The organism is Sandaracinus amylolyticus (assembly GCF_000737325.1).
In the GTDB taxonomy this organism is placed as follows: domain Bacteria; phylum Myxococcota_A; class Polyangia; order Polyangiales; family Sandaracinaceae; genus Sandaracinus; species Sandaracinus amylolyticus.
Genome location: NZ_CP011125.1, coordinates 7838324 through 7853909, shown reverse-complemented (window position 1 = coordinate 7853909; position 15586 = coordinate 7838324). Strand labels below are relative to the sequence as shown.

The following is a 15586-nucleotide window of genomic DNA, read 5'->3' as shown; positions in this document are numbered from 1 at the left end:
ACGTCGGAGGCAGAACGTCAGAGGCAGGCCGTGAAGTAGTTGCGCGCGAGCCGCGCAGTGCAGACGTCGATGCACTCCGTGCCGGAGCTCCCGCAGCGACGGTATCCGACGTCGGGCGGCGTCACGGGGCCCGGACAGATCGCGGGCGTCGCGGTGCTCGGGATTCCCCAGCATCGTCCCGCGACCGCCGTCCCACAGGTCGACGCTCCGAGGCCGCGCTCGATGATGCACTCGGTGCCGGGCAGGCATTCCGCGCTGCTCGCGCACGTTCGCGCCGTGCTCGCGCAACCCAGGTACGACCCGGTCGCGAACGCCGTCGCGCCGAGCCAGCGCGCGTGCGTCTCGTTCCAGTAGGACACGCCGTTGCACCCGCAGGCCGGCTGGTGGACGTTCGACGTCGAGCTGGGCCGCGGCATGCACACGCCCGAGCTGCCGCAGTCGGACGCGCTGCAGTACTCACCGGGCCCGCAGTCGTTCGCGACCGGGTTGCAGCCCGGCGGCCCGCTGTCGGTGCCTGCGTCGCTGCCCGCGTCCGTGCCGCCGTCGGTCGATCCCGCGTCGTCCGCGGCGGCGTCCTCCGAAGCCGCGTCGCGTCCCCCCGCGTCGCGCTCTCCGGCGTCGAGCCCGCCTCCATCGACCGCGCCTCCATCGCGCGCGCCGCCGTCGCGCATCCCCGCGTCGAGATCGCCCTCCACGCACAGGCCCTCGACGCACTGCTGACCCGGCGGGCAGTCCGCCGAGAGGTCGCACGCGAACCGTCCCGACGGGACGTCGAACTCGCAGCCGATCACGAGCGCGAAGAGCAGAGCGGACACCGAGATCGAGCGCATCAGAACCTCCCCGCGACCGCGATCGACCCGGGCCCGACCCGCAGCGAGATGCGCTCGACGCCCCCGCTCTCGACGGGGATGAACGCCCACGCCAGCCCCGCTCCGACGATCGCCGCGCCGACCGGAAGGAGCACGATGCCGCTCGTCAGGATCGCCGGTCCACGCTCGTACGCGGCCTCGGCGTCCGCCCAGCGCGCGCCGTCCGCCGGGTCCTCGACGGCCGCACGATCCGCGAGCCCCACGCCGAGCAGGATCGCGCCCGCGACCATCACCGCCGCGCCGCCGCCGACGACGATCCAAGGGCCGACGCCCGGGCCGGAACTCGGCTCGCCTCCGCTCGGGCCGGTGCTCGGCTCGACGACGGCCGCCGTCGCGGCTTGCTCCGCCGTCGGTGGCTCCGCGGTCTCGTCGGCGCTCACGATGCGTCGCAGCGCTTCGATCCGGGTCTCGGCGCGAGCACGGTTCGGCGCGTCGGGGACGAGCCGCAGATACTCCTCGTAGGAGCGCAGGGCGAGCGCGTCCTGCCGCGTCCGCTCCGCCGCGGAGCCGATGTTGTAGAGGAGCTGCGGGCGCCCGCTGAGCTCGTAGCTGCGCTGGAAATAGCCGAGCGCCTCGTCGTAGCGCCCCGCTTCGTACGAGGCCGCTCCCGCGTCGAAGAGCGCGCGCGCCTCGGCGTCGCGCGTCGGATCTGGGGTCTGAGCCAGGGCGGGGCTCACGATCCCCAGTGTCAGCGCGAGAACCAGCAGTCCCTTCATCCGGCGGATGCTGACCGACGGTCAGGCGAAAGGAAAGCTCCCGCCGAGCGATGTCGCCGCTCTCTCCTCGCGCGGATCACCCGGCGCGGCTCAGCGCTCCGAACGTCGGCGCGGCTGGAAGCGCACCTCGAGGCGGCGCGCGTCGTCCATGCACGTGCGCAGCTGCTCTCTCGCGCGCGGGAGCGCCTCGTTCGACTCCGCGAGCGCCGCTTCGATCGACGCACGCGCCTCGGTCGAGAGCGCGCTCTCCTCGATGCGACCGTGGTCGGTCTCGCGCTCGAAGATCGCGCGCGCTTCGGCCCCACGCTCCTCGGCGACGATCAGCAGGCGGTGCGCCTCGACGCACCGGTCGCGCACGCGCTCGACGTCGTCCGAGCCGAACGGAAGCGCATCGAGCGCATCCACGCGCTCGCGCCGCTCCTCGATCGGATCGTCGATGTCGAGCCCCTGGTAGCGATCGAGGAAGAGCAGCGCGTCGTTGCGCGTGCGGTCGTCCTGCCGCGTGAAGAAGAACATCACGGCCAGCGCGCCGACGGCGACGAGGATCGTGAGCAGAGCCAGGCTTCGCGCGCGCATCGGGCGCCCGAGGCATGACCCGACGAGCGACGGCGAGCAAACACGGGATCAGATGCTGATCCCGCCGCCCCCGCCGGCACCGCCCGCGCTGCTCGTCTCGCGGATCGCGCGCTCGAGCGCGCCGCGATCGAAACCCTGGATGATCCGCCCGCGGAAGTCGATCACCGGGATGCCGCGCGGCGACACGCCCGCGCGCGATGCGCGCTGCATCATGTCCTCGCGCGCGCCGGGCTCGCGTTCGATGTCGCGCTCGACGAACGGGATCCCGCGGCCACGCAGGAACGCCTCGGTCTCGCGGCATGCGCCGCACCACGACGCGCCGAACACGATCACGTCCGCCGACGCGACCTCGCCGGTGCTCGCCGGCCCGCCGCCCTCGAGCGTCTCGCCGAACGTCTCGACGCGCCGATCGAACGCGTCGCGCGTCGTGCGCCGCACGACGTAGCGCCCGTCCTCGCCAGGCGTGCGCAGATCCGCGACGTAGACGTGATCGGGATCGCGCTGCTCGGGCGCCACCTCGAGCGAGTCGACGCGCACCTCGCCTCGCCGCGCCTCGGGGATCTCGTGGCGCGCGCTCGCGGTGTGCGCGCCCTGCTCGTCGAACCACGTGAGCACGAGCCCCTCCGCGTCACCGCGCACCGCGAACGGCGGCGTCACGATCTCGCCCTGCTCCTCGGGCGACGCCGGCGCGCCCTCCGGAGCGCTCGGCTCTCCACCACACGAGACGAGGAGCACGCTCGCGACGTACGCGAGACCCACGATCCACCCGCGCATCGCCCGGATTCTGGGCGAGAGCGGGCCCGTGCGCACGCGCGCCGCGCGCGGTCCCGGATCAGCTCGGCTCGCGCGGATCGTGCCGCCGCGGCGATGCGAGCCGCGCGATGCCCGCGATCACCATCGCGAACCCCGCGGCGCGCACGAGCCCGATGAAGAAGCTCGTCGCGGTCGTGAGCGCGATCGTCGAATCGAGCGACGCACCTGCCGCGGCCGAGATCATCGGCCCGATCGCGATCAGCACCGGCGCGCAGAGCGTGCTCAGCGCCAGGATGCACGCGGCGGTCGCGAGCAGCCCGCTCACGTCGGGCCGGTGCCGCCGCACCGGGCCGAGCGCGACGAGCAGCAGCCCGACGTCGACCACGAGCGACAGCAGGGTCGCCGCGAGCGAGCCCACCATCGCCATCCAGCTCGCCGCTTCGATTCCTTCCACCCGTCCTCCGCGCGCGATCTGCCATCATGCGTGCCCGCATGGAGCATCGCGAGCTCGTGTACGGCACGCTCGGCCACGATCACCCCGACGTCGCAGTGAGGATCGGATGACGACGGCGGGCGACGCGATCGCCTTCTTCACCGCGCGCTTCGAGGCCGAGGGCGACCCGGCGCGCGCCGCGAGCGAGAAGGCGTACATGAAGAGCGAGCTCGCGTTCCACGGCGTCCCGATGGCCGCGATCCGCAGCGCTGCGCGCGACTTCGAGAAGGCCCATCGCGACCTCGATCGCGCCGCGCTGCGCGCGATCGCCGACGCGCTCTTCGCGTCGGGCTGGTTCGACCTCCGTCACGCCGCGATCGCGCTGCTCGAGCGGCGCCATCGCGTGCTCGCGCCGGACGATCTCGCGTGGCTGGTCTCGCTCGTGCGCGACGCCGCCGCGTGGGCGCACGTCGACTGGCTCGCGACGAAGGTGATCGGCGCCGTGCTCGAGGCGCACCCCGCGTCGTCGTCGATGGTCGAGGTCTGGGCGCGCGACGAGGACGTCTGGGTGCGTCGCACCGCGCTGCTCGCGCACCTCGACGTGCTGCGCGCGGGGAAGGGCGACTTCGATCGCTGGCGCGCGATCGCCGAGCCGATGCTCGACGATCGGTCGTTCTGGATCCGCAAGGCGATCGGCTGGGTGCTGCGCGACGTCTCGCGCAAACATCCCGCGCGCACCGAGGCGTTCCTCCGCGCGAACGCGACGCGCTGCAGCGGCCTCACGTACCGCGAGGCGAGCAAGCACCTCGCGCCCGACGTGCGCGCCGAGCTCGACGCGCTGCGCGCGTGACAGCGCACCGCGCGTCTTCCAATCTGCGCGCGCTTTGTCGCCGATCCACACGCTCCGGGAGCGCATCCCCGATCGCAACCTCTGGGTCGTCTACCTGACCACGTGGGTGCTCGCGACCGCGTACGGCCTCGCGCTCGCGACCACGCCGCTCGTCCTGATCGAGCGGCACTTCACCGACGGCGAGATCGGCGCCACCGCGTCGTGGTTCGGCGCCGGCATCGTCAGCTTCGCGATCCCCTCGGGCTGGATCATCCGGCGCTTCAGCGCGCGCCGCACGCTCGTCGTGTGCATCCTCGGCTACGCGTCGATGATCGCGCTCTTCCCGTTCCTCCCGGAGCTCTGGCAGATCGGGATCAACCGCTTCCTCGACGGCGCGTTCTCGGTCGGCGTGTGGGTGAGCTGCGAGACGCTCCTCCTCCTGCGCGCGCCCAAGGAGCACAAGGCGTTCGCGACGAGCCTCTACGCGATCGCGACCGGCCTCGGGTACTTCGTCGGCGGCGGGATCTGCTGGGCGCTCGTGCACGTGATGTCGCTCGGCACCGTGTTCGTGATCGCCGCCGTCGTCGCCGCGCTCTCGAGCCTGATCGCGCTCTTCCGCCTCGAGCCCGACCCGCCCGCGCTGCACACGTCGGACGAGCACCACGGCGCCGCGAACGTGCGCGACTGGGCCTCGCTCGCGTGGCGCATCAAGACCTCGAGCTTCGCGACCTTCTGCACCGGCTTCTTCCAGGCGTCGGTCGTGATCTTCCTGCCCGCGTACCTCCACTACGTGAAGCACGTGCCCGAGGAGGACACGACGCTCGTCACCGCGGTGTCGGCGGGCGGCATGCTCGTCATCTCGAACGTCGCGGGGCGCCTCGGCGATCGCGTCGGACACCTCTTCGTGCTGCGCGCGCTCGCGATCGTCGGCGTGCTCGTCCTGCTCTCGTTCGTACCGCTCACGAGCTTCCCGGTGATGCTCGTCGCGGTGCTGATCGGCGGCGGATCGCTCGCGTCCATCCCGCCGCTCTCGCTCGCGCTCCAGGGCGCGATCGCGAGCCCGAGCGAGTACGCGCGCTCGAATTCGATCTTCAACGTGTTCTTCGCGACAGGCCTGCTCAGCGGCCCCTACCTCACCGGGCGCGTGTCGGAGTCGCTCGGCCGCGAGGCGATCCTCTATCTCTTCGCGTCGCTGTGGACCGCGCTGATCGTGCTCAGCCTCATCTTCCGCAAGGACGATCCCGCGACGCGGCGCTGATCACTCGGGGCTCGCGCTCATCCCGAACGAGAGCGTCCCACCTGCCGCGACGTCGACGTGCTCGATGCGCGTCCCCGCGATCGCCGCGCCGTTCCACGACATCGATCGCGCGTACACCGCGTGCGCGCTCGCCTCGGGCGCCTCGATCACCAGATCGCCGTCCTCGAGATGCACCACCGCGCGCGTCCAGAGGGGCGTGCCGAGCACGAAGTCGTCGTCGCCCGCCATCGGGTAGAGCCCGAGGCTCGCGAAGAGGTACCAGGCGCTCATCGTCCCGCCGTCGTCGTTGCCCGGCAGCCCTTCGGGCGTGTCGCCGTAGAACGTGCGCCGCGCCCACGCCGCCCAGCGCGCGCTCCCGTCGTGATCGCCGAGGCCCGCGAACAGATAAGGCGCGTGCAGATCCGGCTCGTTGCCGTGCCAGTACCACGCGGGCGGACCGACCGTGCGCCGCTCGAGCTCGCTCTCCTGGAAGAAGAACGCCAGGCGCTCGAGCATCCGCTCGCGTCCACCCATCGTCTCCGCGAGCCCTTCGACGTCGTGGGGAGCGAGCCAGAGGTACTGCCATGCATTGCCCTCTGCATAGAAGTCCTCCCATCGACGCTCGTTGACCTCTGCGGGCCAACTGCCGTCCTCGTGACGACCGATGAACAGCTCTCGCTCCGCGTCCCAGAGGTTCTGGTAATTCCGCCCCCGCGACTCGTACGTCGCCGCGCTCTCGTCGTCACCCGCCGCGCGCGCCAGCGTCGCCACCGCATCGTCGGCGTACGCGTACTCCATCGTCTTCGACGCGCTCGATCCCGCGCTCTCGATCGGCACGAACCCGAGCCGCAGATAGGGCTCCATGTTGCCGCGCCCACCGCTCGGCGGATCACCGTCCGCGCTCACCCGCGCGAGCTCGTAGGCGCGCGCGACGTCCCAGTCGCGCACGCCGCGCTGCCACGTGTCGGCGAGCACGATCACCGCGGGATCTCCGAGCATCCCTCCGGTCTCGCCGGTGCCCAGCGGCCAGCGCGGATAGCTGCCGTGCTGCTCCGCCATCGCGATCATCGACTTCACGAAGTCGGTCGCGCGATCGCGCCACAGCAGCGTCGCCCACGGATGGAACGTTCGATACGTGTCCCACAGCGACAGATCCGTGTAGTACGTGAATCCGTCGGCCACGTGCTCTTCTCCATCGAGGCCGCGATAGCGACCATCGGACTCCGTCGCCAGCGTCGGCATCAGCAGCGCGTGATAGAGCGCGGTGTAGAAGATCCGGAAATCGCGCTCGTCGCGTCCCTCGATCTCCACCCGCGCCAGCTGCGACTCCCACTCCGACTCCGCCGCTGCGCGCATCCGATCGAAATCGAGATCCGCCGCCTCGGCCTCGAGGTTCATCCGCGCGCGCGCGACGTCGAGGAACGAGATCCCGACTGCCACGCTCACCTCGCGGTCGCTCGATGCGTCGAAGCGCGCCCAGCCTCCGACGTCCGCGCCGCTGCGCGTCGTCTCGCCCTCGTGCAGCGCGCCCGCCTGCCACACGCCGTGCGCGGCGAAGTCACGATCGAAGCGCGCGACGTAGTACACGCGCACGCCGCCGAAGCGCCCCGAGTACCCGCCCGAGAAGTGCACGAAGCCTTCGAATTCGCGGCTCTCGGGCAGCACCGTGATCGCGCCGTCGTCGACGCGCACCTCGGGCAGCGCGTGCGCGACGTCGAGCAGCACCGTCGCGTCCGAGCCCGCCTGGAACGTGTAGCGATGCAGCGCCGCGCGCAGACCGCTCGTGAGCTCCACGCGGATGTCGCCCTCGTCGAGCGTCACCGCGTAATAGCCCGGCGACGCGAGCTCGCTCTCCTTGTCGTAGCTCGAGCGATGTCCGAGCGCGGTCGTGCGCTCCGCGCTCATCCCGATCGTCGGCATCAGCGCGACCGCGCCGTAGTCGGTGATCCCGACTCCGTTCATCCGCGTGTGCGAGAAGGCCCGGATGTAACGGTCGCGGTACGCATATCCGCTGCAGTGCGTGAACACGAGCGCACCGGTCTCGTTCATCGTGTCGGGGCCCGGATGGATCATCCCGAACGGCATCGCGGGGCCCGGATACGTGCTCCCGATGTCGTTGAATCCGATCCCGCCGGTCCCGATGAACGCGTCGACCCACTGGAGCAGCGGTGTGGCGGCGGGGCGCGACGCAGGCGGTGGACCGGCATCGACGGGCCCCGAGTCCGCGGGCCCGGCGTCGGGGGTCGCAGCGTCGGAGTCGCCGCACGCGGAAAGGCTCCCACACAGGCCCAGCCACAGCGCATACGTCAGTGCTTCGCGCGTCACGTGAACAGCGTATCCCGATCGAGCGTCGGACCGCATCGAGCCCCGTGCTACGCTGGATTCGAGCGTCGATGAGAGGCACGACCCACGTCGCAGTCCCGATCGTGATCGCGCTCGCCGCGCTCGCGGCGACGGTGCTGCCGAGCGTGGCAGTCGCGCAGACGGCACAGCCCTACACGCCGCCCGGGTACGAGAGCGCTCCACCGCCCGATCCCTCGGCGCCTCCGCCGTCGTACGGATACGAGCAGCCGGTGCAGCCCACCGATCCCGGCAACGCCTACGGCACCGTCGCGCCCGCGGCGCCCTACGGCACGCCGGTCGCGCCTCCCGCAGCGCGCGCGCGCCGCATCCCGGTCGAGCGCAGCGAGACCATCCGCGGCCTCTGGCTGCCCGGGCTGATCGTCCTGCCGATCGCGTGGGTCACGACGTGGACCATCTCGACGACGGTGTTCTTCGGCGATGCCGCCACGTTCTCGTGGATCCCCGTGGTCGGCCCGTGGCTGATGCTCACCCAGGACCTCAACGGGCACGAGGCGGGCATCGTGGTGTCGGGCGTCGTGCAGGGGCTCGCCGCGCTCGCGATCGTCCTCGGTCTGACGATCCGCCGCACGTACACCGACTACGAGTACGTGATGGAGCCCATGCCCGGCGCGCGGCTGACGATCGACGCGATCACGCTGCCCGGCGGCGGGATGATCGGCGCGCGGCTCGAGATGTGATCACTCGTGTCGATGCGCCGCGACCGCGTCGACGCACACGTCGCCGCGGGTCGCGCGGTTCTTGATCTTCACGTAGCGGAAGCGCGGGATCCCGAACTGATCCACGTCGAGCGGTGAGCTCGTCACGAGGCCCTGCGCGATCGTGCGGAACTGCCGGCGCTCGACGCCCACGTCGACGCGATAGGGGCCCGATCCCTCGCGCACTTCGATCTGCAGGTCGGGGTGCTCGGTGCCGTCGGTGAGCATGCGCGCCCCCGGCGTGAGCTCGAGCGTGATCGTGCCGCCCGGCGCGATCGATGCGCAGCGTCCGTCGGGCGGGCCGAGCGCGTGCGTGGCGTCGCGCGCTCGCTCCTCGAAGTGGAGGATCGTGAGCCACTCGTGCGGCAGGTGGCCCTCGGCATCGGTGCCCGCATCGTGCGGCGCCGCCGCGTCCGCGACGTCCTGCACGTCGCTCGGCCCGCCTGCGACGACCCACACCGTCGCTGCGCCCGCCGCGATCAGCGCGATGCCGCCGAGCGCCGCGCCGAGGATCGCGCCGAGGCCGGGGCCTGCGCCCGGGATCGCCCCGACGTGCGGCGCGGTGTCGCGCGGCGTGTGCGGCGCGGCGAGCGTCGGCGCGTTGCCGAGATCGCTCGGCGGCGCGGTCGACGGGATGCGCGGGATCGGCGTGGGCTGGCTCGATTCGATGCCGCAGAAGTCGTCGACGAAGCGGCGCACCGACGCGGTGCGGCTCTGCGGGTCCTTCTCGAGCCCGCGCAGGATCGCCGCGCGTCGCTCGGGCGAGAGCGCCTGCGCCGACGGGAACTCGTCGAACGATCGCGGCGCCGACATCATGTGCGCCGTGGCCCACTCGATCGGCGTGCGCGCCGCGAAGGGCCGCGCGCCGGTGAGCATCTCGTAGGTCATCAGCGCGAGCGCGTAGACGTCGGAGCGCTCGTCGACGCGCATGCCCGAGATCTGCTCCGGGCTCATGTAGGCCGGCGTGCCGATGATCGTGCCCTGCGCGGTGATCTCGGGGCCCTCGACGTGGTCCTTCTTCGCGATGCCGAAGTCGAGCACCTTCGCGATCTCGCCCTCGGCCTCGTTGTGCGCGAGCAGCACGTTGTCGGGCTTCAGATCGCGATGGACGATGCCGCGCCGGTGCGCCTCGGTGAGCGCGCCGCCGATCTGACGCACCAGGCGATCGACGATGTCGAGCGGCAGCGGGCCCGACTCGATCGCGGTCGCGAGCGAGCGACCGTCGACGTACTCCATCGCGATGTAGAGCCGGCGATCGACCGCGCCGCTCGAGAGCGGGAGCGCGAGCTCGCCGAAGTCGTAGAAGCGGATCGTGTGCGGGTGCGTGAGCTGCACGACGGTCTCGCACTCGCGGTAGAAGCGCGCGACCGCGAGCGAGTCGCTCATCGGCGTGGTGAGCACCTTGATCGCGACCGCGCGCGTCGTGGTGCCCATGCGCTGCTCGGCGAGGTAGACGCGGCCCATGCCGCCCTCGCCGATCGGGCGGACGATGCGGTATCGATCGGCGACGATCCGTCCGATCAGCGGATCGTCGACGCTCGCGCGGGCTTCGAGGATCGCGCCGCACGCGGAGCAGAAGCGCGCGTGATCGACGTTCTCGTGGCCGCAGCGAGGACAGGGGGTCATCGAGGCGCGCGCAGCATAGCGCGCACGCGCGGAGAGGGCGGAGATCCCGTCGGTGCGCGCGAACGCGACGCGAAGGGTCGAGCGTGCATCGATCGTGCAGCCCGAGCGCCGCAGCCACGGTCGAGCGTGGGTGGATCGTGTGCGCCCAGCACCACGGCCACGGTCGAGCGTGGATGGATCGTGTGCGCCGAGCACCACGGCCACGGTCGAGCGTGGATGGATCGTGTGCGCCGAGCACCACGGCCACGGTCGAGCGTGGATGGATCGTGTGCGCCGAGCACCACGGCCACGGTCGAGCGTGGATGGATCGTGTGCGCCGAGCACCGCAGCCACGGTCGAGCGTTGGATCGTCGCTCGCGCCGGGCACGATCGGAGGGTGGAGCCTCCCTCCTCAGTGCGCGTGACCGCCGCCCGGGCGGAAGAGCTCGTCGATCACGCTCGACGTGACCTCGTCGTACGTGAGCACGCGCTGCGCGTGGTGATCGCGCTGGAAGCGCTCGGCGCGCTCGCGGCCCTCGATCGGCACGAGGTCGCGGCCCATCGGGCTCTCGACGTCGCTGCCGAGCACGTAGACGAGCGACGACGCGGGGCGACGCTCGCTCGCGTAGTACTCGATGACCCACGGCTCGCGCGCGTCGCGCCCGCGCTCGCCGCGCAGGATCCGGAACATGCACTTCGGCGCGTCGAAGAGCAGCGCTTCGCCCGACGCGGTGGTGAGCCCGGCGCGCCACGTCGAGTCCGCGGGCACGCGCATCCCGCAGTGCGCGCAGCGTCCGGCGGCCTGCGCGCTCGCGCCGGTGTCGCCCGAGGCGCACGCGGCGAGCACGGCGAGCACCATCGATGCAGTGAGGACGAGCCGGGTGAGGACGTTCGCGCGGTGCATGCGTGATCTCAGCTTCCGAAGAGAGATGCGCCCCCGGAGACGATCGTCCAGCGCGCGATCGGGAGCAGCGCGATGGCGAGCGCGAGGGACCACGCGATGGCGGTCCGCGTCGCGAGGCGCGCCTCGAGCGCGCGCGCGGTCTCGGGCTCGCCGCTCGCGCGCTCGAGGAGACCGGTCATCGCCGCGGAGAGCCCCATCGCGGTCGCGACGAAGATCGCGGCGAAGAGCGGCCATCCGATCCCGAGCACGTCGGCGTGGAGCAGGCAGAACGGGCAGAGGTGCGTCGGCGTCTCGTAGACGTGGGGCGCGACCCACCACACGACGGCGGGCACCGACGCGAGGCCCGCGACGAGCGACGCGACACCGACGAGCGATGCTGCGCGCGTCGAGGGACGCGCTCGCGTGAACAGGGCGAGCGCGATCGCCGCGATCGACCCCACGACGAAGAGCGCGGCCGCGACGTCGCGCGGACCGCCGCTCGCGCCCGTGCCCGCGACCTCGCGCGCGGCGTCGAGCCCGGTCGAGCAGCACGACGCGACGACGCGCAGATCGAGATCGAGCGCGTATGCGGTCGCGGCCGCGAAGTCGGCGAGCACGAGCGGCGCGACGACGAGGAGCGCCGAGAACTTCGCGCGGGTGAGCGCGGGCTTGCGCAGCCGGAGGTCGAGCCGGTGCAGCGCGATCCAGAGCGCGCACGCGAGCGCGGCGATCGCCGAGAGCGCGAGCGAGCGGAAGCCCCAGGGCGACGCGTCGAGCACACCCCACGCGCACATCGCGCCGCGGATCGACGCGGTCATGCGATCGGCGCCGAGCACCGCGAGCGCGAGCCCCGCGATCGTCGCGCCGAGCGCGACCTCGATCAGCGTCCCCGCGAGCTCGGCGCGTCGCTCGAGCGCGAGCTGTCCCTCGGACGTGCGCGCGATGCGGTAGTGGCGCAGCACGCGGATCGCGACGAAGAGCCCGACCACGACGAGCACGGCCGCCGCCGCGCCCGTCGAGAAGCGCGCGAGGAGCCAGGGGCGGAACAGGTTCGACATCGACCGGCCAACGATGGGGCCGGAGCGCGCGTTCGTCACGCGCGGTGGGTGCGGCTAATCAGCGCGCTCCACCGTGAGCCGGTACGCGCCCACGTCCTCCTCGCGCGCGCCGTCGACGACGATCCACCACGTGCCCGCGGCGAGATCGTAGGTCTCCTCGCGCGAGCCGCCGCCGGTGCCGAGCCCGCAGGTCGCCGGGATCGACTCGCCGTCGGCGTAGGCCGCGAGCAGCGGGTGCCAGCCGTCGGCCTCGATGCGCACGCGGTGGCGGCCGGGCTCGCTGACCTCGAGGCGCCACGCGTCGTCGTGCGCGGGCGCGTGGCAGCCCGCGCTGAGGTCGTCGGTGGCGCGCGAGGTGTCGCCCGCGACGGTGACGCCGAGCGCGAGCACGCCCTCGCGCTCCAGCGCCGGCGTCTCGGTCGCGCGGAGGCGATACGCGCCCGCCTGGCCGCCGAAGCCGTCGACGATCACGCGCACCTGCTGGCCGGCGGCGAGCGTCGCGTGCGCGACCGACGAGCGGTAGTGGCCGTGGCGATCGTCGTTGCAGGCGAGCGGCGAGCCGTCGTCGGCGACGATCGCGATGGCGCCGTCGTGATCGCTCGCGAGCTCGAACGCGAACGAGCCGTCGCGCGGCGCCACGAACGACCACGACTCGTCGGGCGACCCGCCCGCGGGCACGCACTCGATCGCGAAGCCGTCGGGCGCGCCGCGCGTGTCGCCGCTCGCTTCGACGTCGAGCGCGAGGGCGCCGCGCGCGCGCGTCGGGCCGGCAGGCGCGGGCTCGGCGATGCGGTGCTCGACGACCCATCCGCTCTCGCCCGCGCCATCGGCGATCGCGAGGTCGAGCGTGTCGCCGCGACGACGCACGAGGAGCGGGCCGTGCACCACCGAGATGCCGCGGCGCGCCTCGGCGGGCGCGTCGCGCAGCGCGAGCGAGGTGTCGTCGCATCCCTCGAAGTGCGCGCGGAGCTTGGGATCCTCGGGCAGCATGCAGAGGCGCGGCGGGCCGTCGAGGCCGGTGACGAGATCGGCGCCGACGCGCGCGACGAAGCCCTCGGGCACGGCCTCGAGCGTCTGCTGATCGATCACCGGGAGCGACGCGTAGGGCATCGCGTCGCCCTCGATCGCCGGTGCGGCGGCGCGGGGCTCGACGGTGCCGCGCGGTGCGATCGACACCACCTCGCCCACCGCGATCCGATCCTCGCCGACGCGCGCGAACGCGTGGGTCTCGAGGGGCACGCCGCCGTGCACCGAGCGACCGGTCACGTCGTGCTCGGTGGCGAAGCGCCCGCGCGCCGCGTCCCAGCGCACCGGATGACGGAGCCAGTCGTTGGTGGAGACCGCGTCGGCGGCGACGACGTGCACGCGGCCGTCGGGCAGGTGCGCGACCCAGACCTCGCGCCCGTCGTCGAGCGCGCGCAGCGCGAGCGTGCCGCGCGCGGGGAGCGCGATGGTCCCGAGCGCGCTCGCGATCGCGTCGCGCTCGGTCGAGGGCGCGCCGGGCGAGACCGTGCCCGAGGCGTCGGGGGAGGGCGGCGGGATGCGGAACGCGTACGCGCCGCCGTCGTCGTCGTCGACCGAGAACCACGTGATGCGCTCGCCGAGCACGCTGCGCGGCACCGCGACGACACGCGCGTCCTGCACCGCGAGCGCGATGCACATCTCGACGAGCGGCTCGGTGCGCAGCAGCACGCGCCCCTCGGCATCGCGCTCGACCGCGACGATCTCGTCCATGCACGCGCCGTTCATGAACGCCTCGCCGATCACGACGTGGGTGCGGAGATCGACCTCGGGCACTGGGCCCGCGGCGCCGACGCGCTCCCAGAGCGCCTCGAGCTCGGCGTGCGTGGTCGCGATCCACGCGCCGTGCTCGGAGGTGTCGGCGCCGCCGTTCCAGAGGACGCGCAGGCCGTCTGGATCGTCGGTGGTCGCGCGCGCGACCGCCGTGAAGTGAGCGGGCAGTGGGAGCGTCTGTCTCGCGCCGGCGATCGGACCACCACAGCCAGCGAGCGCGAGACCGACGAAGAACGAGGCGAGCGGACGACGCATGGGAGTGTCGCGCCGTTCAGCAACGCGTACGCCACGCACGAAACGTGGGGAAAACGCGATTCTGCGCGTGAATCGACGTTCACGCGCTGGGGGTCCGCGTTCACGTGTGCGAGGCTGCGCGCACGATGCGAATGGTGTTCTTCTGCTCGATCGCGATCGCGCTCACGGCGTGTGGCTCGAACGCCGCGACGAGCGCGTTCCGCGCGGGGAGTCTGTCGCCCACGTGCGGTCCCGCGGGCGGCTCGGCGGTGCGCCTCGTGCTCGCGGACGGCGAGCTCACGTGCGAGACACCGGAGCCGGCGACGCACATCACGATCTGGGCGCAAGGCACGTCGCTCGACGAGGTCGAGATCGCGCGCGCGCACGGCGCGGAGCGCTGCATCGAGGGCGCGTGCGCGAGCATCGTCGGCGGGACGGTGCACACGCTCCGCGCGGAAGCGGATCGCAGCGAGGTGCGCTGGTCACTGGAGCTCGCCGACGGAGCGCACGACGAGGGCACCGCGTGGGTCCGCGTCTGCGCCGCGCTCGCGCACCCGTGCCGCTGACTTTGCGGCGAGGGGCTCGGCGCGTAGTCTGATCGTCATGCGACTGACTTCGTTCCTCCCAATCGCTTCCCTCTCGTTGTTCGCGCTCGCCGGATGCGGCTCGAGCGCGGACCCCAGCGTCTTCGACGACGGACTGCTCCGGGCGACGTGCGGGCCGGCGGATGGTCCCGCGATCGACCTCGTGCTCACCCAGGACGCGCTCGGCTGCGACACGCCGATCGCCGATCGCCCTTCGACACGGCTCGCCGTGTACGCGTTCGGCACCGTCGACGAGCTCGAGAGCATCGAGATGGAGCGCGCCTACACCGCCGAGCGCTGTGTCGATGGCGCGTGCATCGAGGCCGCGGGCGGCACGCTCGAGACGCTGCGCGTGGACGGCGATCGCGCCGAGGTGCGGTGGTCGATCGAGCTCGAGGACGGCTCGCTCGACGAGGGCACGGCGTGGGTGCGCGTGTGTCGCGACGCGACCACTCGATGTCTGTGAGGCACCTCGTCGTGCTGCTCGCGCTCGTCGCGGGCTGCGCCGAGCCCGCGACGTTCGAGCACGGCATCCTCCGTCACGCGTCGTCGCCGCGCGGCTGCGACTCGGGCGATTCGGCGACCGAGCTGCTCGTCACGTCCGACGAGATCGCGTGCCCCACGGCACCGTCGCTGCCGACGCGGCTGCACCTGTACTCCGACCGCACGCTCGACGTCGGATCCCCGTCGTTCGACATGAGTCGCACCTTCGCGGCGGAGCGCTGCATCGACGACGTCTGCGTCGACGTCGTCGGCGGCACGGTCGAGACGATCGACGTCGACGGCGACCGCGTCGAGCTGCGTTGGTCGCTCGAGCTCGAAGACGGAACGCGCGAAGAAGGCAGCGCGTCGATCCGCGTGTGCAACGGATCGACGGGCTGTCTCTGATCAAGTCGGCTCGGCCCCGGCGCGTCCTTCCGTCCGCACGCTCCGTGCGCTGCCATGCGGCCCGCCGC

16 protein-coding genes are annotated in these 15586 nt (G+C 72.5%); 6 read left to right on the top strand and 10 right to left on the bottom strand.

Annotated features, from left to right (window positions below):
• Positions 1 to 17 precede the first annotated feature (17 nt).
• The 5 genes from DB32_RS33140 to DB32_RS48695 all read right to left on the bottom strand — a co-directional run bounded on the left by DB32_RS33140 (position 18) and on the right by DB32_RS48695 (position 3368).
• On the bottom strand, positions 18 to 830 hold the full coding sequence (locus DB32_RS33140; RefSeq protein ID WP_053236663.1) for a hypothetical protein: 813 nt from the start codon (positions 828 to 830) through the stop codon (positions 18 to 20).
• Positions 830 to 1585, bottom strand: coding sequence for a tetratricopeptide repeat protein (locus DB32_RS33135; RefSeq protein WP_157069679.1), 756 nt, complete (start codon positions 1583 to 1585; stop codon positions 830 to 832). Before DB32_RS33135 ends, DB32_RS33140 begins: the two co-directional genes overlap by 1 nt.
• A gap of 90 nt (positions 1586 to 1675) precedes the next feature.
• Positions 1676 to 2161, bottom strand: a complete 486-nt coding sequence (locus tag DB32_RS33130; RefSeq protein ID WP_053236661.1) for a hypothetical protein — start codon at positions 2159 to 2161, stop codon at positions 1676 to 1678.
• A gap of 48 nt (positions 2162 to 2209) precedes the next feature.
• On the bottom strand, positions 2210 to 2935 hold the full coding sequence (locus DB32_RS33125) for a glutaredoxin family protein (protein WP_053236660.1): 726 nt from the start codon (positions 2933 to 2935) through the stop codon (positions 2210 to 2212).
• A gap of 58 nt (positions 2936 to 2993) precedes the next feature.
• On the bottom strand, positions 2994 to 3368 hold the full coding sequence (locus DB32_RS48695; RefSeq protein ID WP_053236659.1) for a hypothetical protein: 375 nt from the start codon (positions 3366 to 3368) through the stop codon (positions 2994 to 2996).
• Between the two features lie 106 nt (positions 3369 to 3474).
• On the opposite strand from DB32_RS48695, the gene DB32_RS48690 reads away from it, so the two are divergent.
• Positions 3475 to 4197 carry a DNA alkylation repair protein gene (locus DB32_RS48690; protein WP_053236658.1) on the top strand — a complete coding sequence of 241 codons (723 nt, stop codon included), beginning with the start codon at positions 3475 to 3477 and terminating at the stop codon, positions 4195 to 4197.
• 34 nt (positions 4198 to 4231) lie between these two features.
• Complete coding sequence (locus DB32_RS33110; protein ID WP_169791636.1) at positions 4232 to 5434, top strand: MFS transporter; 1203 nt, start codon at positions 4232 to 4234, stop codon at positions 5432 to 5434.
• Here the strand turns inward: DB32_RS33110 and DB32_RS33105 are convergent, their stop codons facing one another.
• The gene (locus DB32_RS33105) at positions 5435 to 7738 is read right to left on the bottom strand and encodes a GH92 family glycosyl hydrolase (RefSeq protein WP_053236657.1); all 2304 of its coding nucleotides are present in this window, start codon (positions 7736 to 7738) and stop codon (positions 5435 to 5437) included. It abuts the gene before it with no gap.
• A gap of 68 nt (positions 7739 to 7806) precedes the next feature.
• Here DB32_RS33105 and DB32_RS33100 point away from each other — a divergent pair, with 68 nt between their 5' ends.
• Positions 7807 to 8454 carry a hypothetical protein gene (locus DB32_RS33100; RefSeq protein ID WP_053236656.1) on the top strand — a complete coding sequence of 216 codons (648 nt, stop codon included), beginning with the start codon at positions 7807 to 7809 and terminating at the stop codon, positions 8452 to 8454.
• On the opposite strand, the gene DB32_RS33095 is transcribed toward DB32_RS33100, so the two are convergent.
• The 4 genes from DB32_RS33095 to DB32_RS33080 form a co-directional block, all read right to left on the bottom strand.
• Positions 8455 to 10098: a serine/threonine-protein kinase gene (locus DB32_RS33095; protein WP_157069678.1), complete on the bottom strand. Its 1644-nt coding sequence runs from the start codon at positions 10096 to 10098 to the stop codon at positions 8455 to 8457.
• A gap of 391 nt (positions 10099 to 10489) precedes the next feature.
• Positions 10490 to 10981 carry a nitrous oxide reductase accessory protein NosL gene (locus tag DB32_RS33090; protein WP_053236654.1) on the bottom strand — a complete coding sequence of 164 codons (492 nt, stop codon included), beginning with the start codon at positions 10979 to 10981 and terminating at the stop codon, positions 10490 to 10492.
• A gap of 8 nt (positions 10982 to 10989) precedes the next feature.
• Entirely contained in the window at positions 10990 to 12018 is a 1029-nt protein-coding gene (locus DB32_RS48685) for a hypothetical protein (protein WP_053236653.1), read from the bottom strand.
• A 54-nt stretch (positions 12019 to 12072) separates the two neighbouring features.
• Positions 12073 to 14067 carry a hypothetical protein gene (locus DB32_RS33080; protein WP_053236652.1) on the bottom strand — a complete coding sequence of 665 codons (1995 nt, stop codon included), beginning with the start codon at positions 14065 to 14067 and terminating at the stop codon, positions 12073 to 12075.
• A gap of 125 nt (positions 14068 to 14192) precedes the next feature.
• Here DB32_RS33080 and DB32_RS33075 point away from each other — a divergent pair, with 125 nt between their 5' ends.
• From DB32_RS33075 to DB32_RS33065, 3 genes are read left to right on the top strand one after another with little or no spacing between them, the layout of a single operon-like run.
• On the top strand, positions 14193 to 14612 hold the full coding sequence (locus tag DB32_RS33075; protein ID WP_157069676.1) for a hypothetical protein: 420 nt from the start codon (positions 14193 to 14195) through the stop codon (positions 14610 to 14612).
• Between the two features lie 37 nt (positions 14613 to 14649).
• Positions 14650 to 15096 carry a hypothetical protein gene (locus DB32_RS33070; protein ID WP_157069675.1) on the top strand — a complete coding sequence of 149 codons (447 nt, stop codon included), beginning with the start codon at positions 14650 to 14652 and terminating at the stop codon, positions 15094 to 15096.
• Positions 15087 to 15518, top strand: a complete 432-nt coding sequence (locus DB32_RS33065; RefSeq protein ID WP_157069674.1) for a hypothetical protein — start codon at positions 15087 to 15089, stop codon at positions 15516 to 15518. Before DB32_RS33070 ends, DB32_RS33065 begins: the two co-directional genes overlap by 10 nt.
• Positions 15519 to 15586: the final 68 nt, after the last annotated feature.

Bases quoted from the DNA above. Each gene is read 5' to 3' on its own strand.
- DB32_RS33125 (WP_053236660.1), bottom strand. From the start codon at position 2,935: ATGCGCGGGTGGATCGTGGGTCTCGCGTACGTCGCGAGCGTGCTCCTC.
- DB32_RS48690 (WP_053236658.1), top strand. From the start codon at position 3,475: ATGACGACGGCGGGCGACGCGATCGCCTTCTTCACCGCGCGCTTCGAG.
- DB32_RS33130 (WP_053236661.1), bottom strand. From the start codon at position 2,161: ATGCGCGCGCGAAGCCTGGCTCTGCTCACGATCCTCGTCGCCGTCGGC.
- DB32_RS33065 (WP_157069674.1), top strand. From the start codon at position 15,087: ATGTCTGTGAGGCACCTCGTCGTGCTGCTCGCGCTCGTCGCGGGCTGC.
- DB32_RS33095 (WP_157069678.1), bottom strand. From the start codon at position 10,098: ATGACCCCCTGTCCTCGCTGCGGCCACGAGAACGTCGATCACGCGCGC.
- DB32_RS48685 (WP_053236653.1), bottom strand. From the start codon at position 12,018: ATGTCGAACCTGTTCCGCCCCTGGCTCCTCGCGCGCTTCTCGACGGGC.
- DB32_RS33070 (WP_157069675.1), top strand. From the start codon at position 14,650: ATGCGACTGACTTCGTTCCTCCCAATCGCTTCCCTCTCGTTGTTCGCG.
- DB32_RS33075 (WP_157069676.1), top strand. From the start codon at position 14,193: ATGCGAATGGTGTTCTTCTGCTCGATCGCGATCGCGCTCACGGCGTGT.
- DB32_RS33080 (WP_053236652.1), bottom strand. From the start codon at position 14,067: ATGCGTCGTCCGCTCGCCTCGTTCTTCGTCGGTCTCGCGCTCGCTGGC.
- DB32_RS33100 (WP_053236656.1), top strand. From the start codon at position 7,807: ATGAGAGGCACGACCCACGTCGCAGTCCCGATCGTGATCGCGCTCGCC.
- DB32_RS33140 (WP_053236663.1), bottom strand. From the start codon at position 830: ATGCGCTCGATCTCGGTGTCCGCTCTGCTCTTCGCGCTCGTGATCGGC.
- DB32_RS33090 (WP_053236654.1), bottom strand. From the start codon at position 10,981: ATGCACCGCGCGAACGTCCTCACCCGGCTCGTCCTCACTGCATCGATG.
- DB32_RS33135 (WP_157069679.1), bottom strand. From the start codon at position 1,585: ATGAAGGGACTGCTGGTTCTCGCGCTGACACTGGGGATCGTGAGCCCC.